This window comes from Pedobacter steynii (assembly GCF_900103665.1).
Taxonomy (GTDB): Bacteria; Bacteroidota; Bacteroidia; order Sphingobacteriales; family Sphingobacteriaceae; genus Pedobacter; species Pedobacter steynii.
Map to the genome: position 1 here is coordinate 149,746 of NZ_FNGY01000009.1, position 22,811 is coordinate 172,556.

Annotated in this window: 19 protein-coding genes; 8 read left to right on the forward strand and 11 right to left on the reverse strand. The window is 42.2% G+C overall.

All coding sequences use genetic code 11. The features are described from left to right. Positions 1-22 precede the first annotated feature (22 nt). From BLQ87_RS23540 to BLQ87_RS23560, 5 genes are all read left to right on the forward strand, one after another. Positions 23-643 (forward strand): TetR/AcrR family transcriptional regulator, encoded by a 621-nt coding sequence (locus tag BLQ87_RS23540; protein WP_074611381.1) that lies wholly within the window; start codon positions 23-25, stop codon positions 641-643. Further along, positions 640-1,953, forward strand: coding sequence for a TolC family protein (locus BLQ87_RS23545; RefSeq protein ID WP_074611382.1), 1,314 nt, complete (start codon positions 640-642; stop codon positions 1,951-1,953). The genes BLQ87_RS23540 and BLQ87_RS23545 overlap by 4 nt, the downstream gene beginning before the upstream one ends. Before the next feature lie 20 nt (positions 1,954-1,973). Continuing rightward, the gene (locus BLQ87_RS23550) at positions 1,974-3,017 is read left to right on the forward strand and encodes an HlyD family secretion protein (RefSeq protein WP_074611383.1); all 1,044 of its coding nucleotides are present in this window, start codon (positions 1,974-1,976) and stop codon (positions 3,015-3,017) included. A 5-nt stretch (positions 3,018-3,022) separates the two neighbouring features. Continuing rightward, entirely contained in the window at positions 3,023-4,570 is a 1,548-nt protein-coding gene (locus tag BLQ87_RS23555) for a DHA2 family efflux MFS transporter permease subunit (protein WP_074611384.1), read from the forward strand. A gap of 242 nt (positions 4,571-4,812) precedes the next feature. Further along, positions 4,813-7,401: a phosphoenolpyruvate carboxylase gene (locus tag BLQ87_RS23560; protein ID WP_074611385.1), complete on the forward strand. Its 2,589-nt coding sequence runs from the start codon at positions 4,813-4,815 to the stop codon at positions 7,399-7,401. A gap of 385 nt (positions 7,402-7,786) precedes the next feature. Here the strand turns inward: BLQ87_RS23560 and BLQ87_RS23565 are convergent, their stop codons facing one another. The 6 genes from BLQ87_RS23565 to BLQ87_RS23590 form a co-directional block, all read right to left on the reverse strand. Beyond that, positions 7,787-8,371 (reverse strand): carboxymuconolactone decarboxylase family protein, encoded by a 585-nt coding sequence (locus tag BLQ87_RS23565; RefSeq protein ID WP_074611535.1) that lies wholly within the window; start codon positions 8,369-8,371, stop codon positions 7,787-7,789. Between the two features lie 78 nt (positions 8,372-8,449). Beyond that, entirely contained in the window at positions 8,450-8,995 is a 546-nt protein-coding gene (locus tag BLQ87_RS23570) for a peroxiredoxin (protein WP_069378343.1), read from the reverse strand. Between the two features lie 139 nt (positions 8,996-9,134). Continuing rightward, the gene (locus BLQ87_RS23575) at positions 9,135-11,501 is read right to left on the reverse strand and encodes a S9 family peptidase (protein ID WP_074611386.1); all 2,367 of its coding nucleotides are present in this window, start codon (positions 11,499-11,501) and stop codon (positions 9,135-9,137) included. Beyond that, positions 11,502-13,235: a M14 family metallopeptidase gene (locus BLQ87_RS23580; RefSeq protein ID WP_216857852.1), complete on the reverse strand. Its 1,734-nt coding sequence runs from the start codon at positions 13,233-13,235 to the stop codon at positions 11,502-11,504. 16 nt (positions 13,236-13,251) lie between these two features. Beyond that, positions 13,252-14,895: a M14 family metallopeptidase gene (locus BLQ87_RS23585; protein ID WP_074611388.1), complete on the reverse strand. Its 1,644-nt coding sequence runs from the start codon at positions 14,893-14,895 to the stop codon at positions 13,252-13,254. Between the two features lie 110 nt (positions 14,896-15,005). Next, a complete protein-coding gene (locus BLQ87_RS23590) occupies positions 15,006-16,220 on the reverse strand; it encodes an FAD-dependent oxidoreductase (RefSeq protein WP_074611389.1) in 1,215 nt (404 codons plus the stop codon). A 144-nt stretch (positions 16,221-16,364) separates the two neighbouring features. Here BLQ87_RS23590 and BLQ87_RS23595 point away from each other — a divergent pair, with 144 nt between their 5' ends. Continuing rightward, positions 16,365-17,765 (forward strand): aldehyde dehydrogenase family protein, encoded by a 1,401-nt coding sequence (locus BLQ87_RS23595; RefSeq protein ID WP_074611390.1) that lies wholly within the window; start codon positions 16,365-16,367, stop codon positions 17,763-17,765. A 13-nt stretch (positions 17,766-17,778) separates the two neighbouring features. Here the strand turns inward: BLQ87_RS23595 and ygiD are convergent, their stop codons facing one another. From ygiD to BLQ87_RS23620, 5 genes are all read right to left on the reverse strand, one after another. Further along, on the reverse strand, positions 17,779-18,606 hold the full coding sequence (ygiD, locus tag BLQ87_RS23600; RefSeq protein ID WP_074611391.1) for a 4,5-DOPA-extradiol-dioxygenase: 828 nt from the start codon (positions 18,604-18,606) through the stop codon (positions 17,779-17,781). Between the two features lie 88 nt (positions 18,607-18,694). Continuing rightward, the gene (locus tag BLQ87_RS23605) at positions 18,695-19,267 is read right to left on the reverse strand and encodes a YceI family protein (protein ID WP_074611392.1); all 573 of its coding nucleotides are present in this window, start codon (positions 19,265-19,267) and stop codon (positions 18,695-18,697) included. A gap of 83 nt (positions 19,268-19,350) precedes the next feature. After that, positions 19,351-20,163 carry a hypothetical protein gene (locus BLQ87_RS23610; protein WP_074611393.1) on the reverse strand — a complete coding sequence of 271 codons (813 nt, stop codon included), beginning with the start codon at positions 20,161-20,163 and terminating at the stop codon, positions 19,351-19,353. A 7-nt stretch (positions 20,164-20,170) separates the two neighbouring features. Next, on the reverse strand, positions 20,171-20,707 hold the full coding sequence (locus tag BLQ87_RS23615; protein ID WP_172664950.1) for a heavy-metal-associated domain-containing protein: 537 nt from the start codon (positions 20,705-20,707) through the stop codon (positions 20,171-20,173). A 100-nt stretch (positions 20,708-20,807) separates the two neighbouring features. After that, on the reverse strand, positions 20,808-21,206 hold the full coding sequence (locus BLQ87_RS23620) for an HYC_CC_PP family protein (RefSeq protein ID WP_074611395.1): 399 nt from the start codon (positions 21,204-21,206) through the stop codon (positions 20,808-20,810). A 94-nt stretch (positions 21,207-21,300) separates the two neighbouring features. Here BLQ87_RS23620 and BLQ87_RS23625 point away from each other — a divergent pair, with 94 nt between their 5' ends. Both BLQ87_RS23625 and BLQ87_RS23630 read left to right on the forward strand, forming a co-directional pair. Then, a complete protein-coding gene (locus tag BLQ87_RS23625) occupies positions 21,301-22,029 on the forward strand; it encodes a peptidylprolyl isomerase (protein WP_074611396.1) in 729 nt (242 codons plus the stop codon). Between the two features lie 10 nt (positions 22,030-22,039). Further along, a complete protein-coding gene (locus BLQ87_RS23630; RefSeq protein WP_074611397.1) occupies positions 22,040-22,810 on the forward strand; it encodes an exodeoxyribonuclease III in 771 nt (256 codons plus the stop codon). Position 22,811: the final 1 nt, after the last annotated feature.

Here is a 22,811-nt window from a genome sequence, read left to right on the forward strand (position 1 = left end):
TTTTATCGCGTCAAATTTAAGAATGGAAAAAATAGATAAAAAGGCAAATATTCTGGAAGCGGCTGAAAGGCTGTTTACGGAACTGGGTTACGAAGGGACTTCTACCCGTCAGATCGCAAAGGAATCAGGGGCAAACATGTCAATGATCAATTATTACTTTGGGTCGAAAGAAGGCGTTTTTATGGAAATCATGTCACAAAGAATCATTGATTTTACCAACCAACTTACCAGTATTAGTCAGGATAAGCTCTCGGGAATGGAGAAATTATTGAAAGTGATTGAGGGTTATGCCAAACGTATCCTATGCAACCATGGCCTTCATAAAATGATGCACCGGGAACTGTCCCTTTCTCAACGCCCTGAAATGTTTTTAAAAGTCAAAAATACGATGGCTAATAACCTTGTGGTTATTGAACAAATTATCAATGATGGTATTGAGGATGGCAGTTTCAGACCTGTAGATGTACGAATGCTGATTGCCACCCTGATGGGAACGATCAGCCATGTCGCCATTTCCCCATCAAAGATCACTTATGGAACCAGTCTGGACATCAATAATCCGGAAGACAGAGATCTCATCACGATTCGTCTGATCGCCCATTTGAACGACCTTCTTACGATGTATTTAACACCCCAAAAATGATAAGTAGAATTAAATTAAGTGCCATAGCATTGCTCCTGCCGGGAATGCTATACGCTCAAAGCACAAAAAACCTGAGCTTGGCCGAAGCCATACAGCTTGGCGTTGAGAACAGCAAGAACCTGAAGCGTTCGCAAAATAAGATCGACGAATCTGTTGCCAAGTTAAATATGGCTAAAGACAATGCGCTCCCAACGGCAGAAGCTTCGTTTCTTTACAACCATGCTGAGATTCCGACCAACCAGCTAAGTATCGGAGGCGCAGATCCAATACATCTCCCAAACCGTGCAGATGCATTTATAGGAACCCTTGGCGTTAAAGAATTGATCTATGGTGGCGGAAAATTAAGGTATGCGGAGGAATCTACCCGATTGCTTACTGAAGTTGCGCGTCTGGATGCAGATAAGGACAAAGAAGAGATCAGCTACGCGGTGATCAATACTTATTATTCCTTGTTTAAGGTTCTTCAAAGCAAAAAGGTGGTTGCACAAAACCTGGAATCTATTGCCAGTCAGTTGAAACAGGCAGAAAGGTTTTTCAGCCAGGGCATCGTGACAAAAAATGATGTATTGAGGTTCCAGCTACAGCAGGCTAACGTTTCCTTAACGGAAATGGAGATTGAAAACAACAGAAAGATCCTCAATTACAACCTGGATATTCTCTTAGGCATTAATGAAGATACTGAGGTCCTTCCTGCAGATCCTGCTGACAACCTTAAAACGGTGGGCACACTGACCAGCTATATGGACATTGCATTCGCCAATCGTCAGGAGATGAAACAGTTTGACATCAGAAATAAAGTTGCAGATGTAAACATCAAATCGGTAAAAGCGAATACTTTACCTACCGTAGGTCTGGGAGCTGATTTATATTACATCAACCCGAGCGGAAAATTTATCCCGCCAAGCAGTCAGTTTATTGTTCCAATGACGCTTTCGGCAAATGTTTCCTGGAATATCGGTACACTGTGGACCAATAAACATAAGATTACTGATGCAAGGATTCAACAAAAAGATGTTGAAATTCAAAAAGATATCTTTTCCGATCAGGTAAAGACAGAGATCAACAGAAATTATCAAAATTATCAGCTGGCAATCAATAAGATTAAGGTCCTCGAAACCTCTATTGCACAGGCAACGGAGAACGACAAATTACTGGCTTCCAAATACAAAAACAACGTGGCTTCGGCAATCGACAGGATCGATGCAGAGACCCTGTTATACCAGGCAAAGATCAATCTTGAGCTTGCAAAAGCGGATGCCGGACTTGCCTATTATACCCTATTAAAATCCACAGGAAAAATTTCCCAATAAAAACCTTAAGACAAACTCCAATGACAACTGAAAAGAAAAAAAAGAATATAGTAATCCCCATCATATTAGCGGTATTAATCGTAATCGGGGCAGTATTTGGCATCAAAGAATACATCTATTACAGCAAACACGTAGACACTGATGATGCGCAGATTGACGGAGACATCAGCCCTGTGGTAGCACGTGTTGGTGGATATGTTAAGGACATCAATTTTGAAGAAAACACCCTTGTAAATGCAGGAGACGTACTTGTTAAGCTGGACGACAGCGATTATAAAGTAAAATTAGAACAAGCTCAGGCAGGGCAATTGGGTGCAAGTGCCGGTGTTGGGGTTTCACAATCACAAATTGCCGCTACTGCAGCAAATACCAGTACCGCTAAAGCCAACATCGAGGCAGCAAGAGTAAAACTCTCACTGGCCCAAAAGGACTATGTGCGTTATGCCAACCTGGTAAAAGACGGATCGATTACACAACAACAATTCGATCAGGCAAAAGCGCAAAAAGAATCTGCTGAGGCTGCTTTCGCTGCCGCAAATGATCAATACACAGCCGCAGTGAAACAAGTTGGAACAACTCAATCTCAATTGGCAGTAAGCCATAATGGGGTTACTCAACGCCAGTCGGATGTAGATTTTGCCAAATTGCAATTGTCTTATACGGACATCAAAGCGCCTTCAACAGGAATTGTGTCTAAAAAGAATGTTCAAAAAGGCCAGCTTGTTCAGGCTGGTCAGTCGTTGTTTTCTATTGTTAACGACAACAGTATTTATGTCACGGCCAATTTTAAAGAAACTCAGCTAGAAGATATCAATCCGGGATTAAAAGTTAAAATAGAGATAGATGCCTATCCAAAAGCAGATGTTCAGGGTGAAGTCTACAATTTCGCTCCGATTACAGGCGCAAAAGGATCTCTTCTTCCTCCCGATAATGCTACAGGTAACTTTGTGAAAGTAGTTCAACGCGTTCCGGTAAAAATTAAGATCACCAATGCACCAAAAGATGTTCTGGCCAAGTTACGTCCGGGAATGAGTGTTAAGGTTTCCGTTTCTATAAAAGACTAAAAAAAATGGCCGAGAAAGGTTTAAAAAAATGGGTTATCACGTTTACGGTGATCACAGCCTCCTTATTGGAGCTGATTGATACCACCATTGTAAACGTTGCTATACCCCAAATACAAGGTAACTTAGGCGCAACCCTGGAGGATGTGGCCTGGTTATCTACCGGTTATGCGGTTGCCAACGTAATTATACTGCCCATGTCGGGCTGGCTGGGCAGTCGTTTCGGACGAAAAAATTATTTCCTTTTTTCCATCATTCTGTTTACTATAGCCTCATTTCTCTGTGGAAATGCGACAAACCTGGAAGAGCTGATCGCCTTCAGAATCCTGCAAGGACTCGCCGGAGGTGGATTAATCTCAACTGCACAGGCCATCTTAATCGAAACCTGGCCGCGTGAGGATGTGGGTATTGCTACCGCCTTATTTGGACTCGGTGCCGTTGTTGGTCCTACTGTTGGTCCAACGATTGGAGGTTATCTTCTGGAAATCAGTTCCTGGCCATGGATCTTTTACGTAAATATTCCGATAGGGATTCTCGCAGCCTACTGTACCTACGCCTTTGTCAGGGAAACGCCAAAAGATGGAAAAGGAATGCCGGTAGACTGGTGGGGTATCGTTTTGCTGGCCTTAGCAGTGGGCAGTTTACAAACGGTACTGGAAAAAGGAGAAAGTGAAGATTGGTTCTCCACACCATACATCACGGCACTTGCTGTGACTTCAGTGCTGGGGGTACTGCTGTTTATCTGGAGAGAACTGAGTACAGACCATCCCATTGTGAATTTTAAGATCATGCGCCACCGGAGTTTTTCTGTGGGGATGTTCACCTCCTTCATTCTGGGCTTCGGTTTATACGGATCGGTATTCGTATTCCCAATCTTTTGTCAGAATTTATTAGGTTTTTCTGCTCTTCAAACGGGAGAATTACTCTTCCCTGGAGGTCTGTGTACGATTGTAATGATGCCTTTTATCGGAATTATGCTGAAGAAAAATGTCCCGGCACAGTTTATGGCCACCATCGGGATGTTCCTCTTCTTCGTCTTCTGTTCTATGCTGAGTAAGTCGACCTTACAATCAGGAACCGGAGATTTCTTCCTGCCACTGGTGATCAGAGGAGTTGGTATGGCTTTACTGTTTGTACCATTAACAACCCTGGCTATCCAGGACCTTAAAGGTGCAGAGATCGGACAAGGATCGGGCCTGAACAACATGATGAGACAATTGGGAGGTTCCTTCGGTATCGCTGCTTTAACGACCCTTATCCATGTTCGTCAGGGCTTTCACCGCAGTAATTTGCTGGTTAATGTGAATGAATACAATCCGGCATTTACGGATAGGTTCAATGGCTTTATCCATAATTTCATGGCAAAAGGATACAATTACCTGGATGCTAAAGTTCTGGCCACCAAAGCCATCGAAGGTACGGTAACGAAACAAAGCTTATTATTGACTTATAGTGATGCTTACTGGGTAGCAGGATTGGTCCTGTTGTGTTCAATTCCGCTGCTATATTTACAGAAATTTAAGAAAAATGTCGCCATTCCGGCTGACGTACATTAATCAAAACGGGCGTTAAGATTAATCTTAACGCCCGTTTTACCCAAAAAAATAACAATTAATTTTACTTCATTTATGGCCCCTGGGGCCTTAAAATCCGCACATACTTTTAAAAGGATTTGTTTAACCTCTATGAATCTAAGTTACAGATTCCTGCGAAAAATATCAAATTAATTAATTGAGTCTTTTCGCAGTTTTTTGGATCATTTTTGGTACTTTAAGCGCGAAAAAATGATCTAAAAAAAATGATGCAGAAACAACGCGCAAAAGGTCAGAGAGAATCTGTTTTTAACAATGAAGTTGTATCCAGATTTGAACTTTATAACAGCCTTTTCCTTACCCTACCCTTCTACAAAGTAAAAGATACCGGAACCCTACTTCCACTCTTCATTAAATATTGTGAAGACGGTGTCAAGAACCACGAAACGCCAGCAGGAATCATCAATGCATTTTTTGAAAAGTACACTCAAAATAATTCTAAAAAAGACATTATAGACTTACTTTTCCGCTTCATTCAATATATAGAACGTCAGGTCGTATTGTTTGATGCTGTTGAAGATGCCTCCTTCAATAAACTAAATGCAGATGAAGAACACAGTGCTTTACTGGTTTATCTGAAGAAGGGGATCGACAACAAAGCCCTGAACGAAAAAATAGAAAAGCTGATCGACGAGTTTTCCTTACGGTTGGTCTTAACTGCTCACCCGACCCAGTTTTACCCGGGAAGTGTGCTGTCGATCATTACCGACCTGACCTCGGCGATTAAAACCAACGACATCTCTACCATCAATCAATTGCTGCAACAGCTGGGAAAAACGCCTTTTTTCAATAAAAAATCGCCAACCCCTGTGGATGAAGCATTGAGTCTGGCCTGGTATCTTGAGAATGTGTTTTATTTTGCCGCCGCAAACATTCAATCGGAAATCGACCAAAGCTTAAATGACTATAACCTGGAGTCCAAAAAGATCATAGAACTTGGCTTCTGGCCGGGTGGAGATCGCGACGGAAATCCAAATGTGCATACAGATTCGACCATTCAAGTGTCTAAAATGCTCCGTCAGATTCTCTTCAGGTGTTATTACAGGGATTTCAGAAATCTAAAACGCCGCATTACCTTCAGAGGAGTAGAAGACAATATTTCTCTTATTCATGATGTCCTGTACAAAAATGCCTTTGACCCCAACATTGAAACCGAAAATATTGCAGATTTCTTAATCGAAAATCTAAATAAAATAAAAACGACCCTTGTAGAAGACCATGATGGCCTGTTCTCCGACCTCGTTTCAGACCTGATCCGTAAAGTAGAGCTTTATGGCAGTCATTTCGCCTCTCTGGACATCAGACAAGACAGCAGGGTACTAAGAGATGTTCATGCTTATTGCAGGAATAACAAACCAATCAGCGCTTTATATCCTGAAAACTACGATACCCTTAGCGAAGAACAAAAGATCAAAGCTTTGATCTTTAAAAGCGCAAAGGTAAATTATACGGAACAACCGGATTCTTTAACACAGGATACCCTGGAAACCATTGCCGAGATCAAACAGATCCAGCAAAGCAACGGAGAAATGGCCTGCCACAGGTTCATTATCAGCAATTGTCAGCAGGCAAGCGATATCTTACAACTGATGGAGCTTTTTCTATGGAACGGCTGGACAGAAGATAATCTAACGGTAGATTTCGTGCCTCTTTTTGAAACAGTTCATGATCTTGCCGATGCTGCAGAAATTATGGAAACCTTATACAGCCATCCTTTCTATAAAAAGCACCTGGCCTATAGAGGAGGAAAACAGCACATCATGCTGGGTTTCTCTGACAGCACCAAAGATGGTGGTTATTTGATGGCCAACTGGTCGATTTTTAACGCCAAAGTAGCCCTTACCGCTACTGCAGATAAACACAACATCCAACTGGCATTTTTTGATGGCAGAGGAGGCCCTCCATCAAGAGGAGGAGGTAAAACTCATCGCTTCTATGCTTCTATGGGTAAAGAAATTGCCAATAAGAACATTCAGCTGACCATTCAGGGGCAAACCATCAGCTCTCAGTATGGTTCCATCGACAGTGCAGAATTCAATATAGAGCAATTAATCAATGCCGGGATCTCTGCGGGAATGAAAGAGAAACACAATGTTTTATTGGATTCCTTACATAAAAACTTATTGGATGAAATGGCTACCGACAGCTACGAATCTTATGTGTCTTTACGTAAACATCCTCTATTCCTGAGCTATCTGGAGAAATTCTCCCCTTTAACGCTGCTTTCAAAAATTACCATCAGTAGCAGACCGGTAAAAAGAAATTCAGGAGGGTCGTTAAAACTGGAAGACCTCAGGGCAATCAGCTTTGTGACTGCATGGAGTCAGTTAAAACAGAACATTCCGGGCTTCTATGGGATAGGTACGGCATTGAAAAATCAGGAAAACCAAGGAAACTGGGATAAAGTAGTTAAGACTTATCAGGAGTCAGGATATTTTAAAACCATTATCGACAACTGTATGATGTCTATGAGCAAGGCTGATTTCTCTATTACAGCCCATTTTGCGAATGACAAAGAATATGGTGCTTTCTGGAAAATGCTTTACGACGAGTTTGAGCTATCTAAGGCACTCTTATTAAAGCTGTCCGGACATGAGACCTTAATGGAAAATTACCCCGTTGAGAAGCGCTCTATTTCGGTTAGAGAGAAGATCGTCCTTCCATTGGTGCTCATCCAGCATTATGCATTAGAACAGCTTCAAAGTGAAATTACAGAAGAAGAACAACAATCTCTGGAAAAACTATCCATCAGAACGGTCTATGGCATCGTAAATGCGGGTAGGAATCTCGCTTAAACTTATAAAAAAATGGAACTACTCTTTTCATCCCCGAATCTTTGCTGAAGGGCAAATATTCGAATGTCTTCAAAGGGTAGTTCTTTTTTTATAAAAATCCTGCTCCATCGGTTGGGGTGCTAGATAAAGGCAAGGTGGCGATCTAAACCGTCGGGTTAGTTTGCACAATCCAGATATGAAGCTGATTTGCTTTTTGAGATGGTCATTATGTATCAAATCTTCCGGGTAAGCATCCTGCAGGGAACTTCATTTCATAAAAAAAGAAGCGTTCTATGAAAAGGCCTAGAAAATTTTGGGCTTCTTCAGCGCAAAAGGTTTCAGCCTTTGAATAGTAATGCTTCTTTTTTAAGTAAGACCTACATTATTCAGGTCCTAAAGCGGAATATTAGTAAATGACTTTACCTGCAGAAGTAACGATAGAGGCGATACGCACGGCATCAAATACTCTTTCTTCTGTTGCTCCCAGAGCAAGGATAGATTTCTCATGTGCATTTACACACATTTCGCAGCCGTTAACCGCTGAAACAGCAATACTCATCAACTCAAAGAACTCTTTCCCTGTTACAGGACTGCTCATGATTTGCATGCGTACACGGGCAGGGATTTGCGTATATTTCTCTTTTCCTGTAAAATGACGGAAACGATAAAACACATTGTTTAAGGCCAATAGTGAGGCACATCCTACTGCTTCAGCAACCTCTTCTGCGGTTGCTTCTTTCGTTACAGCCAGTTTCTCAAAGAAATCAGTAAGGACTTTATTGTTATTGTTTACAGCGATGCTTAAAGCGATCAGGGCACATTCTTTATCTGTCAGGTGTCCTGAAGTAAAAGTGCTGCTAAAATTTAGCTTTAAATCGCGTACATATCTTGAATTTCCCTTTTCTAAAAGGATCAGGCTTTCATTTCTATAATCAGCATCAAGGCCTACAACAGCTAGTAATTCCTGGATGGTTTCTGTCACTTCACTCATGATATTCAAATTTTTAGGGTAAAAGAAATCCCTGCAAAAATGCATTTTACAGGGATTCTCATTATTTGGAACAGTAAATTATACAGTTAAAGTCTCCTGACCTTTTTCCCAGTTACAAGGACAAAGTTCGTCAGTTTGCAAAGCATCAAGTACTCTGATTACTTCTTTAACGTTACGGCCAACGCTTAAATCATTTACACTAGCCCAACGAACGATACCTTGAGGATCGATGATGAAAGTAGCACGGTAAGCGATTTTTTCATTTGGCTCTAAAATATCTAAAGCTTCAGCTAAAGATTTAGAAGTATCTGCTAACATTGGGAATTTCAAACCACGTAAATCATCATGATTGTTTCTCCAGGCAGCGTGAACAAACTCAGAATCCGTAGATGCACCGATTAAGGTAGTATCACGGTCACGGAATTCGCCATAGTTGTTGTTAAATTCAGCAATTTCTGTAGGGCAAACGAAAGTAAAATCTTTTGGCCACCAGAACATACAAGTCCATTGGTTGTTATCGTTGATTAAAGAATCTGAAGTTAAAGTTTCGAATTCTTTACCTTTTTCTATGCTTACTACAGCTGTTTTCGAGAATGATGGAAATTGTTGACCTATATTTATCATAATATTTTTTTTTCGTTGCACAAAGGTAAGGCTATATCCCCTCAAATGCAACCAAATTTAAGAGATAACAGATACTTAATACTGATAGACATATAGATAAAAACTATAGTTATATCTTTGACATTTAGTTTCCCTCTATTTACTTTTTCAATGTCGTTTCAAACAGTTTAAAGATCCTTTTATACTCATCTGTCCAGCTCGATGGCTCAACAAAACCGTGGTCTTCAACTGGGTAAACGGCCAGCTCCCAGTTATTTTTCCCCAATTCTATCAGTCTTTGGGAAAGTCTTACGATATCCTGGAAGTGCACATTTACGTCTACCATGCCATGGCACATCAGTAAATCCCCCTTTAAACCATTAGCAAAATAGATCGGCGAACTGCGTTTATAAGCCAGCTCATCATTATAAGGTTCATTTAAAATATTTGAAGTATAGCCGTGGTTGTAATGTGCCCAGTCCGTAACCGACCTCAGCGCCCCTCCACTCGCAAAAACCTCCGGTTCGTTGAATAAGGCCATCAAGGTAATGAAACCGCCGTAGGAGCCGCCATATAAGCCCACATGCTTAGGATCTACATTGTACTTCTCTATCAACATTTTCACCCCATCGACCTGATCTGTCAGGTCTTTTCCTCCCATATGTCTGTAAATCCCTGTGCGGTGATCTCTTCCATATCCGGAACTTGCCGTATAATCGATGTCAATCACCGTGTATCCATTATCTGCCAGCAAGTTATTAAACATGTATTCCCTGGAATACTGACTCCACCAATAGTGCACATTTTGTAAATATCCGGCCCCATGTACAAATACAACTGCAGGGCGATTTGGATGCGGCTTTGATGTAGGGTAGACTCTGGCATAGACATCCGCGCCATACCGGTTCTTGAAAGAAACCAGATCTGGCTCCCTCCACTGATAAGAATTGAACTCCTTAGAAGAAGAATTTGTCACCTGCACAGCCTTTGCTCCTGGTTTATTGGCTTGCAGGTACAACTCCCAGGGCTTGTTCATATACGAATAGTTAATGGCCAGCCATTTTTCATCGGGTGAAAGCGTCACTTCGTTTCCACCTTTCAAACTCGTGAGCTGTATCAGATTCCCTCCGTTTACGTCAAGTTTGTAAAAATGGGTAATTCCAGGATGCGTTTTATTGCCACTGATATAAAATGTCTTTTTGTCTTTGGAAAGTTGTAGTTTTTGCACCTCCCATTTACCGGAAGTCAGCTGTTTCTTTTCTCCTGTTGTGATATTGGCCAGGTAAACGTGGCTATATCCGCTGGCTTCACTTTGAAAATAAAAGCGGTTTTGATCTACCCATCCGATATTTCTTGGTCCGATGCCAGGCCCGCCAATCCAGGCTTCATCTCTTTGGCGGTCTATGATGCTGAGGTTACCTGTTGCCGCATCCAGTTTAAGAATCCAAAGGTCCTTATTGTCCAGCGCATCGGCAACCAGGATTGCCGCACTTCCTGATTCATTCCAGAAAGGACCACTTAGGTTTACCTGTCGGTCTTCATTCTTTTTCTTACGTTCTTCCAGTTGTTTAGGATAGTCCTTTACGTAGTCCGGAAGGTCTTTTATTCCAGGAATTTGCTCCGTATGCACGCTATATACCGTATCCCGTTGCTGATCGTAAATAAAGCTTTCATAAGTCGGTATGGGTTCCCCGACTTTAGTCCGTCCGGCAATATCTTCCGTATATCCGGAGGAAGTTACATAATTGGGAACGATGGTATTTGTTCCACCTGAAGGGGGAGTGATCAATTTATAACTTACATACCTCGCATCCGGACTGATTACCAGTCCCGTCAAAAACTTTTCTCCAAGATATAGTGCCCTTAAAGGTTTCTCTTTTGGAGAATCGTTAACCTTATCAAAGATTCCTTTGGCTGGGTTATTTTCTTTATTTTTCTTTTTTATAATGTCAAACAGATTTGTCTGATCTTCTTTTAACCAGTTACCCTGTACCAAAAGTTTCTTTTTATCCGCAGCTGCGCCTGGTTTTCCTTTCACAAAATTCGTCACCTGACGAATTTCACTGCTGTTCAGGTCCAGTAGAAAGAGGTTTTCGCCACGTTGAAAAACCACATTCCCATTTTTAAGAAAACCGGCGTTGCTTTCTCTTTCCATCGTACGGGTTAGACGCTGCTCTTTCTTTGTTTTTAAGTTGTAGAGGTAGATGTCTCCTTCTTTTTCGGCAATTCCCCTGCTGCCATTGTCGGCATACATATAACTCATCCCAATTGAGGACTCTTTAAGTTTTTCGCTGGCCTTCTCTATTTTTCCTGAAGAGACATTTACCTGATATCCTTCATTTTTCTCTTTATTTTCAGGATTCCAGTCAAAGAATACTGTTTTGCTATCGGCAGCCCAACGAAAATTGGAAGGAGCTACCCCAAGCCACTTCTGATCCCGCATGATCTTTTCAACGGTAAGAGGGGCAACTTGCTGTGCCTGTGCAGCAGTGCCTAAAAGCAGAAATAATGCAATTGATTTTTTCATTTAGTTTGTTTTTGAGGCCAGGCCTCCTTTTTTACTGGACACGTTTACCGTAAATTTTGTTCCTCCTTTTACAATCCAGCGGACTGTGACATAGCCATTTCCGGGAATGTTATCGACTTTCACATTTGCGACATCTCTTTTTTGCTCTGTGCTGATATTCAAATCTCTGTTCTCTACGATCATACCTGCAACCACATTTCCTCCGGTTAAAGATACGACATCCGGGACTTCAATATTATTTTTGATATCCTGACTGGAATGGGTAGGAATCATCCGCTCATTGGCGACCACCGCAGTGACCTGCGAAAGACCTCCGCCAAGCTCCTTCACTTCCAACTCTGTGACCTTTAATTTTGGCGTATGGTAAGCATGATACACGCTGAATGCCATATTCCTGTGGGCATCACTTTCCAGTAAAAAGCCCGGATGTAACCGTGTGTAGGTCTTTTTGAAACCACCAATTTCGATATCTCCATATTGAGGGTGTTTGAAAGGATGCCAGTCTACAAAAGCATCCTTCATCAGCAGGTCTTTATCAAAGGTATATTGCTGTGCCTGAGCTTTGTCATAATCCCCTTCTGTTTTGTTGTAAAGCGAATAATTTGTCCAGAGTTCATTGGAGAAAGTATAAATCCCACGACCGCCATAAAACCAATCCAGCTCTCCTCCAAATACAGAATACATGTCCTTATACACAACCAGATAGCGATATCCCGGAAGCAATTCCTCTCCTTTCTTTCCGAGTGCATCATACACCCTGGCATCAAGCGCATTATAGGTATCTGCATCCTCTATTGCCCCTGGTCCTCTCAGGATCATTCCTCCGTTATTGTGATAGGATTGTGCGGCCGCTATATTAGGATGTTTCATGGCAAATTCTGCTACGGCACGGTTTTCAGGGATAGAAAAAGGGTATTTATAAGCACCCGACTGCACATAATTTGACTGCCAGTTCCAACCCCAGTCGCGATTTGGGTCATAAAACCCCTCTCCGTCCTCATTCACCAGTCCGTCGCCGTCGTTATCAGTTCCTTCCTGCCCCAGCAATTCGTATTCACCCTGTTCATCTGCCCCAACCAGGATCATCCTGCGGGGATCTGCAACATCAGCTCTAAACCGTCCGTTTACATTTTTTCTGCGCATCATCACAATGTGGCCATCGCCGTCGAGGTCATCAAATCCATCCTCATTTACCGAACCATCACGATCATTATCGATCGGCAACAATCCTGACCTTGGAGAATGGGCTGTATTTGCTTTATGAATAAAGCTATCCCTTGCATCCGGATTGATGGTTGGTGCAATATAAAAGGTCTTTTCTGTCAGCAAAGCCTTCACCGCGGGGTTTCCCTGCTGGAACATTTCCGCCAGATACCAGGCCGTATAAAGGGCAAATTCTGCCCCCTGAATCTCATTGGAATGAATGTTCCCATCAATATACATCGCCGGTTTTTGATCCGGGTTTCCGGATTTATGGTCTGTAATTGTCATCACCCATAGGTCTTTTCCTTCAAAGGACTTCCCCATTGAGCCCAGCTTTACCAGATCGGGATGCGCTTGCGCCAATTTTTTGCAGAGGTCTGTTAAAGCGGTATAATCGTAATATCTGTTCCAGCTAATCGGAACTTTAGGGTTCGACGGGCTACCTACCGCAGCAATAATATTTTCTGGTTTTTGAGCTTTTACCAAAGTGCTGCAAATCATTCCTGCAGCCATCAGCATTATATATTTCATCTTCATGACCTGCAAATTAGAGGGATACGTCAATCATCTTACTTCCCGAAGAAGGGCTTCCTGCTTCGATACTTATTTTACCGGAACCTTTAATGAGCCAGCTCAGTTCTGTAAACCCCTTGCCCGGAATAGCCTCCAGTAATTGGCTCTTCCTGCCAGACAGAACAACCTGACCGGTACCCGTATTTATTTTTAGTGCAATTTTTTTAAGGAAATAGCTCTTTTCCCCAATTTTGGTTAACGTAGGTAAAATGCCCGTATTGACCACTTTTACAGAAACGCGGCTTAATCCCCCCTCCATCTTCTCGGTTTTAAGGCCAATCAGATCAACCTGAGGTGCCATCGCCGCAAGAGACAGCAAAAAGTCTGTATGTTTCTTTACTATCCCTTCTACCAGCTGATAGGGAGGATTTGTCAAGACAAAAGGATCAAGCCCTCCTACTTCTACCGTTTGTCCGGGGAAATCAGGATGGTTTAGCACTTTCCATTCTGTAAACGTGTTGGTAATGCCCTTACTCTTTGCCCAGCGCAGGTATTCTGCCGTAGGATCGTCAATCGTAAATGCTTTTTGTTTCGCTGCGCTATCTGGTTTTGCTTTAGGCAACCACCATCCCGGAGTACTAAAACTCAACCTGCCATAATGAAAGTAAGCCCATTGGGAAAAATCACCACTTTCCGCAGCAGTTTTAGGCGCATCTTTAACCCCAATAATTTTATTGTATTTTTCAGAAACCAATGTATTTACTTTCGCATCAGATTCAGACCAACTGCTAATGATCCTTTTTGACAATCCTGCCGGATTAACCTGTACCGGCCATGAAAGGTTATTTTGAGGACCAAAAGTAACCACAGCATATACATTAAAGGCATCATAGAGGAAATCAAACAAAGCACGGTTTTCCAATTCGGAGACCGCAAATTCGCCTGCTCCCGGAATAAAATTCTTATAATTATAACTGGAATTTCTATTAAAATGTACACCCTCGCCTCCATCTTCATTAAAAGCCCCATCTTTATCATTATCCAGTCCTTCCTGCATTAAAAGGTATTGTCCGGTCTCCCCCTTTGCGGCATCCGCAGGAATCAGCGCACGTGGATCTTCAGGATTGAGCCGAAAAGTGCCTGTAGGATCTGCGATTCGCATCCAGCTGATCTTTCCGTCACCATTAAGGTCATCAAATCCATCTTCTCCGCTTTTACCATCCCGGTCTCTGTCTATCACCCTGGCATTTCCACTTCGTCCGTACTTTACTTTCGCAAAATATTGTTCCGTTGCGTCGGGGCTCATATTTGGGAAGACATAAAACGTCTGTTTATTCAAAAGATTTTTAACGCTATCTGTGCCCGAAGCAGCCAACAACTGTTCTGCAAAGCCTATTGCCAGCTCTACGCCCAGCAAATGAGTTCCCTCAACACCTCCAACCACCGCAATAGCGGGCTTCTGTTCTACTTTTCCGGTTCCAATGGTCATCATCCATACCTCTTTTCCCGAAATGGTCTTCGTTAGAGATCTGGATTTAACCAGCGCAGGATATGTTTTAGAAAGCGCTGTAATTCTTTGCGCCAGGCGGTCGTTACTGCTGTAATCTGCCTGCGCAAAAGCCATCTGCTGGCCGGCAAACAAGAGCAGAAACCCATTTAAAAGGTAAAGTTTCTTCATGCTGAGGTTTAGGTTATCCCCTGCAATTTATAGAAAAAAGAAATCACATAAACCAAAGCACAATAAGGTTTTATAAATGTTACAAGGCTTCCCTGATGCCCATAGCGCATTTACCTGACCACTCTCCCTTTTGAATCGACGTTTACATTAAAAGGATTCAGATATTCATAGACCAATACCGCAAATTCTCTTCGGGTAATGTTACGTGATGGCTCAAATTCTGTCTTAAATCCATACGTGGTCTTCCATTTCTTTTTCACCTCAGTCAGTGTATTTTCCGGGGACTTATTCCCGATTTTACTAACGAGATCCAAGGTGGAAGAGATCGTCATTTGTGATCCTTTATAATCTTCAAACCAGATCTGGGCTTTATAGAAGTATTCTTTTATTGGTTCTTTGATCTCCTCAGTACTCACCTCCCTGTTTGGCACAAATGTCAGCAGCCCTGAAGAAATGGCTCCTTTTAAAAAGCCTGATAAGCCAATAAACTGAACAGCCTTCCAGTTACTGTCTGCAGCCACCACATCTTCGAATGGCAGGATAGAAAGCCGATAACTGATCAATTCCCCCTGAATCTTTTTCAGGTTAGACTGCGAAGTCTTCAAGTCAAAAAAAGCCGCATACGCGGCCGTAGCGCCCGCCGATTGTCCCGCAGCAATACTTTGCTGATCAGGGTTTAACACGACCAGGTTTTCCTGCCCAGGAATCAGTAAATTATATAATGGAAGGACATTTGAGCTGGAATTGTCAACGGAAAATCCAGAAGAAATGCTTGTTCTGTACAAATTATCCTTATAGTCCAGCGCTTTCCATTGTTTTTCCTTCATTTTAGGCAACAAGAGCGCTTCGTTAACTTTCCCGGAAGCATCGGCATGAACCAGTACCGCTGCCCTGATCGTCCGTCCGTCACTCAACTGGATGCTCCAGCCACCTCCTGCTCTTTTCAGTTTTGACCACTCCCTGGCCCTGATAATCGTCAGGTTTTTGGTGCTGTCGGCCCAGGTTTTAATGACCGCATTGGCACTGGTCTGGTCAATGTAGACCTTACTCGTATCCTTGATTCCCTTCGCTTTTCTCATTCTTTTCAGAAATTCAGCTTCCAGGCCGGAGGAGAGGTTTTTATCCAGGGGATGAACTTCACTCATTTCAAAGTTTTGATTTTCCATCAACAAAATGGTCTTCACTCCTGATACCGCAGACTGAAAACCCGCACCTAAGGCATTATTCCCATTTCCAATCACCAAAACGCCCGTTTTAACCTTCTGTCCATATCCGAACTGCACCGTTAAAACAAGTATAAAAACAACAAACCATTCTTTTTTCATCCGTCTATTTCTATTTTTCAATCCCAAAAACAGCAGAAGTTTCTGAGGCTTTCATTAATCTATAATTTTTTAGATGCCGGGAAAGCTTTCTTATAGCATTAGATCGTTTCATTTTGTATCTTTAAATAAACCTAAAGCCTTTCTATGATACAAACGATCCATTCCGTTTTTAAAGCTCAGCAAGCGCATAAATATACACTTAGAAATAGTAATGCCACACAACGAATAAATAAATTAAGTGCATTAAAAAGCAGCATAGAGAAGCATGAAAAGGACATTTATACGGCCTTACAGAGCGACTTGCGCAAAAGTGAGTTTGAATCTGCAGTAACGGAAGTCATTTTTATCTATAGCGAGATTGACTTCGCCATAAAAAACCTAAGCAGCTGGATGAAGCCTCAGAAGGTGGGGAAAACCATTACAGGCTTAATGGCAACCAACAGAATTTATTACGAACCAAAGGGGCTTTGTCTGATTATTTCCCCATGGAATTACCCCTTTCAGCTCATGATGGCCCCCTTGATCTCTGCTATTGCAGCCGGGAACTGTGCCATTCTTAAACCTTCAGAATTAAGCTCAGAAACCAGTTCCATTATTTGCAGGATTATTGACGACTGTTTCAGCGAGGAGGAGATTTGTTGTTTTGAGGGCGATGCATCACTCTCTACGATTCTTTTGAGCCTCCCCTTTGACCATATCTTTTTTACCGGCAGCACCGCCATCGGCAAGGTTGTGATGGAAGCTGCAGCAAAAAATCTGAGCTCCGTTACCCTCGAACTGGGCGGAAAGTCGCCCACCATCATTGATGATACTGCTGATCTGGAACAGGCTGCCGCGAAGATCGCCTGGGGGAAGCTGACCAATGCAGGTCAAACCTGTATTGCGCCCGATTATATCTTAATTCCAGCAGCCAGACAGGATTCTTTCGTTGAACACTATAAAAATGCCGTTACCCGGATGTTTTTTCTCACAGATGGGGAACTTGATCTATCGAGTTATGCAAAGATCATCAATAAAAAACATTTTGAAAGGATTGAAGGCCTGATTCAGGATGCGTTAAGCAAAGGAGCCTCTATTCCTTTTGGCGGTAAGAAAAAAGCTTCCATTCAAACCATATACCCAGCAGTACTCACCGGACTTTCAGCCGATTCTGAGATCATGAAAGAAGAAATTTTCGGTCCCGTATTGCCCATCGTCACCTACCAGACAATAGAAGAAGCAATTGAACTGGTGAACAGGATGAGCAAGCCTTTAGCACTTTACATCTTCAGTAAGAACAAAAAGAATATCCATCAGATCATAAAAAACACGAGTGCCGGAGGAACCTGCGTAAACGATGTGCTCATCCACATCAGCAATCCAAAATTACCTTTTGGTGGCGTAAATGCAAGTGGAATGGGAAGCTGTCACGGGCAATTTGGATTCAAAACCTTTTCTCACGAAAGAGCCGTTGTGTTTCAATCCAGCCTGGACATGAGCAAGTTAATTTATCCCCCTTATGAGAAGAAAGGCTGGGTATTAAAATGGCTGAGAAAATTGATGTAAGCAATTGGTCTTCTTAACCAATTCTCACCGAAGTCATCGTTAATGATCCTCCTACCGCTTTATCGTTAAAAAGAGAAACGGCCTCCTGCTCCTTTTTTAGCCCCAATGTATACATCAGGGGCAGATAATGTTCCGGCGTTGGAATCGCCAGCATTGCTTCTTTTCCTAGAGTCTCGTAAGCCATTAAAGGCTGATGCAGGTTATTTAAGATCAGTGATTTAAATTTATCATTGATTTCCAATGCCCAGTCATAACCGCCCCCATTGATCATCTCCCAGCTCATCATCCTAAGATTATGGACCATATTTCCACTCCCAAGGATCAATACTCCTTTTCTTCTCAGGTCATAAAGCTCCTTTGCAAGGTCATAGTGATACCTCGCATCTTTTGTATAATCTATGCTCAGCTGAAGTACAGGAATATTGGCCTCAGGATACATATGCCTTACGACCGTCCATGCGCCATGATCCAGACCCCAATCGTGGTCTAAACCTACATCAGCACTATGGATTAGTTTTTTCGTTTCCAATGCCAATTCAACATTTCCGGGCGCCGGGTATTCCACATCAAATAAAGCTTTTGGAAAACCGCCGAAATCATGGATAGTTTTCGGAAAATCCATTGCCGTAATGTGTGTGCCCCTGGTAAACCAGTGTGCAGAGACCACAATAACTGCGGTAGGAACCGGAATATCTTTGGCCATTGCCGCCCATTGCGCACTGAATTCATTGTCTTCTATTCCATTCATAGGTGAACCATGACCAATAAATAAAACCGGCATCAAATGGTCCTGAAAGGGCAAATTCCGGCTAAATGTCCTGAATTGAGTTAAGTTTGACATGAGAATTGGCTGCATTAAAGTTAAGGTTTGGGTATTTCTAAACGCGACCGCTTAGCCCCGCCCAAACCTTATTTAAGATGGGAATTGATTATTTTGCCTGGGTAAATTCAAGATTCAAGGAAATTTTAATGTCTTTTCCTACACCCATACCTGTTGGATCAAATTTGATGTTATAGTCCAAACGGTTAATCGTTGTATTTGCAGAAAATCCGGCTTTGGTATTTCCCTGCTGATCTTTGGTCGTTCCACCAAAAACAACATTAAATTTCACCTCTTTAGTTACATCGCGAATGGTCAGCTTTCCGTTGAGCTCATAGTTATTTCCTTTCCCTTTTTTGAAAGAAGTGCTTTCAAAAGTCATTTTTGGATACTTTTCAGCATTGAAGAAATCGTCTGTTTTCAAATGGTTATCACGAGGTTCTACACGAGTATCGACACTGTTTACGTCAACTGTAAAATTAATTTTAGCATCTGTTAAGTCTGCTTTGGCCGCTTCTACAGCTCCATCAAATTTATTGAATGAACCGTCTACAAAAGAGATTCCCATGTGTCTTACGGAGAAATTCACGAAAGAGTGCATTGGATCAACCGTCCATTTGGTTTGTGCGAAAGACGCAACGCTGATTGAAATCGCAACCAGGAATAAAAATACCTTTTTCATAATTTTATTTGTTAATGATTTACAAATCTATAACGAATAAGACCGCCGATTGTTGATGTATGATAAGAAATATGCACCAACGCCTATTTCAATACATTGAAGAAGTTAAACTCAACTCTTGCCAGGTACATGTTCTTCGTATACCTGTTCGCCATGTTCCCTGCCACCTCAAAACGATACCCCAGGTCAATTCGGGTCCTGCTATTGAGCACCACCTGAACTGCTGGTGCAAGATCCAGGTACGAGTGTCCATTTTCAGGATTGGTTTTACCCAACACCTCGAAATACAGATTCAGATTTGGCTGGTTATAGTTCTTGTAAACAAAAGGCAACATCAGGTAGCCCGAAGACAGGCTGTAACCCAGCATCTGATCCGGTTTCGGCATCCCTGTCAGCTGTTTGCTATCGCGCTCAAAGGCCTTTGAATAGCTCAATGTTGCCGATAAAGCCAGTTTATGCAATAACTGAGTAAAGATCAGACCTCCCTGCAAACCACTGTTATCCCCTTCAAGATTGATGTCTTCGGTATAGGTTGGCCTGCTGCTACTGCTGATCCGGGCAAATGCTGCTGCCCTGAAATGACTTTTCACATCATCAACAGACAAAAAACGATATTTGCCATATAAACTTGCACCCTCGGCCTTATAGCTTCCATCCATATCTGAGAAAAAACCCTGCACGTGGATCATCAGGTTTTTATTGAAGCCGATCATCATCTCCGGGATAGTTCTTGTTGCAAATTTAGGGTTAAATACCCCTTCGTTTGTCAACCTGATTCCAATCGATTTTGCGGGCATATTGCTGGCCGGTTCTGAGAACACATAGAGCTCCTGCGACTGCGCAGTAGTCCCCATAGCGATGGCTATGGGGATCAATAATAATTTAAGCAACCTCATAAAAACCTTAAATGCTCAGGTGATAAATGCGGGTTTTCTTACCGTTTACCAGTCCTGAACCATCGGCATAAGAAGCAGATTTAACCTGTGCAGCCTTTTTCTTAAAGGAAGACCCGGAGATAAAGTTTTTGTCTACCACACTCGCTTTTACGGCACCGTTTAACGTCTGATTTTTCGCGTTTAAAAACTGGTAAACATTAGTTCCCGCTACTGCAAGGCCCTGATCGTCTACTTTAGTATTGTTAAAATTGAACACTGCAGTCAGATTCCCAATGGAAAATCCAGCATCTTCCACTTTCTTCCTGATCTGGTCGATATTTACGGCTTTATCTTTCTTAAACGTGATTGCAAATAGGTTTTTGTTTAAATCTGGTGTTATTGCGCCAATAAAGTCAAGGGTTTTTAAAGACTTTTCTGTGGCCTGCGAGCACATAGAACAAGTTAAACCTGTTACCTGAAGTTCTGCAGAAGATATTTGTTGTGCAGAGACTTTGCCTGCAAATAAAACAATGGATATGATGATTAAATTTTTGATCGTATTCATGAGGATATAATTTATGTTTTTGTTAGACATCCGACGCAATAATGCATGCGTCAAAACCATCACAGAAAATTCCTGCAACGGTAAATAAATTATTCCTGGTTTAATTTCTGAAAACGCAGTTAAAAGCGTGGAGGGAAAGCACCGATGAAAGCGGCGGCGCCTTATTTTCGGCCTTACTGAACAGGTTTGGTAAGATGATGTGAAGTGCCTCTGAAATCAGCGGTCCTAAAAATAGCTTCAGGCTAAAATCCTTAGGTACTGCAACTTTAAATCCCGCTTCATGGCTATCTTTAACTTTAGCCTCCACAGTGGTATTTTTACAGCAACTGCTGCTTTTCTTCATTTTTTCGGCCCCCTTACAAGCACCACATTTCGCGGTTTCCGTAAAACGGACAGAAGAAAGCTTCCCTCCACAAAAGTGCATATTCAGTGCAATCCCGATGATACTCATCAGGTAAAATGCACATAAGCCCAGTGTAAGTTTTTGTCGCAGTTTCATCTTTTCACAAAAATAAGCATAATTGTATGATAAAACGACTCGTCCTTTTAATAAAGCAGATTTACCTTAACTTAGCCCTAAATATCATTAAATAATGAAGAGATTTTATACCCTGATCCTTTGTTTATGCTTTAGTGTAACCTTTGCAGCAAAGCCAAAACATCAATATGTAAGGATAAAAACAGACCTGGGAGAGTGCATTGTGATGCTCTATAACGAGACCCCATTGCATCGGGACAACTTCCTGAAACTCACAAAAGAACGAATTTACAACGGGACCCTGTTTCACCGGGTGATCAAGGACTTCATGATCCAGGGAGGCGATCCTGATTCCAAAAATGCAAAACCTGGTACAGAGTTGGGAAACGGGACTGTAGGTTATACCGTTCCGGCAGAGTTTCGCGACAGTCTTTTTCATAAAAAGGGAGTCCTCGCAGCAGCCAGAGATAATAATCCTGAAAAAGCATCCAGTGGAAGTCAGTTCTACCTTGTTCAGGGGAAAAAATTCACAGACGAACAACTTGATAACGTAGAAACCAACCGGTTAAAATCTAAAATTCCGGCCTATCAGCGGGAGGTTTACAAAACCCTCGGCGGAACTCCTCACCTGGATAGAACGTATACCGTTTACGGAGAAGTTGTTCAGGGTATTGAGCTAATCGACAAGATTGCAGAACTGGCTAAAGATGCGAATGACCGTCCGCTTAACGACATCAGCATGACCGTTACCACCTTAAAACGCCGCGAAGCAAAAAGATTGGAGAAAGAACTCCGGAATGCCACGGCAAACACGAATCTTTTGGAAAACGCCATCAGCCAATAAATAAACACAAATGAAAATCATATCCTATAACGTCAATGGCATACGCTCTGCGACGACAAAAAATTTTATCGGTTGGTTGCAAGCTACCGATGCCGACCTGGTTTGCCTGCAGGAAGTTAAAGCCCTGCCTTCACAGATTCCAGAAATTATCGGCTTAATTGAACAACTTGGTTATCACCATTACTGGTTCCCTGCAGAGAAAAAGGGATATAGTGGCGTGGCTATTTTTAGCAAAATAAAACCCAATCATGTAGAATATGGTTGTGGCGAAGAATGGATCGACAAGGAAGGCCGGGTTTTAAGGGCTGATTTTGACACTTTCTCCTTAATGAGCTTATACATGCCATCCGGATCGAGTGGAGACGAGAGACAGGTTAAAAAGTATGAATGTATGCGTTTTTTTGACACCTACATCGCTGATCTTCGTACACAAATTCCCAACCTGATCATTTCCGGTGATTATAACATTTGCCATACGGCGATGGATATTCACAATCCAAAATCAAATGCCAATTCTTCAGGCTTTCTTCCTGAAGAAAGAGAATGGATGGAATTGTTCCTCAATAACGGTTTTATTGACACTTTCCGACACTTTAATAAAGACCCTCATCATTATACCTGGTGGAGTTTCAGGGCAAATTCAAGAGCAAAGAACCTGGGCTGGCGCATTGATTATCATTTGGCAAGTCAGCCGATGCTGGAACGCCTAAAAAATGTAAGCATTCTTGCTGATGCGGTCCATTCCGATCACTGTCCTATTTTATTAGAGCTAAATCCCTAAG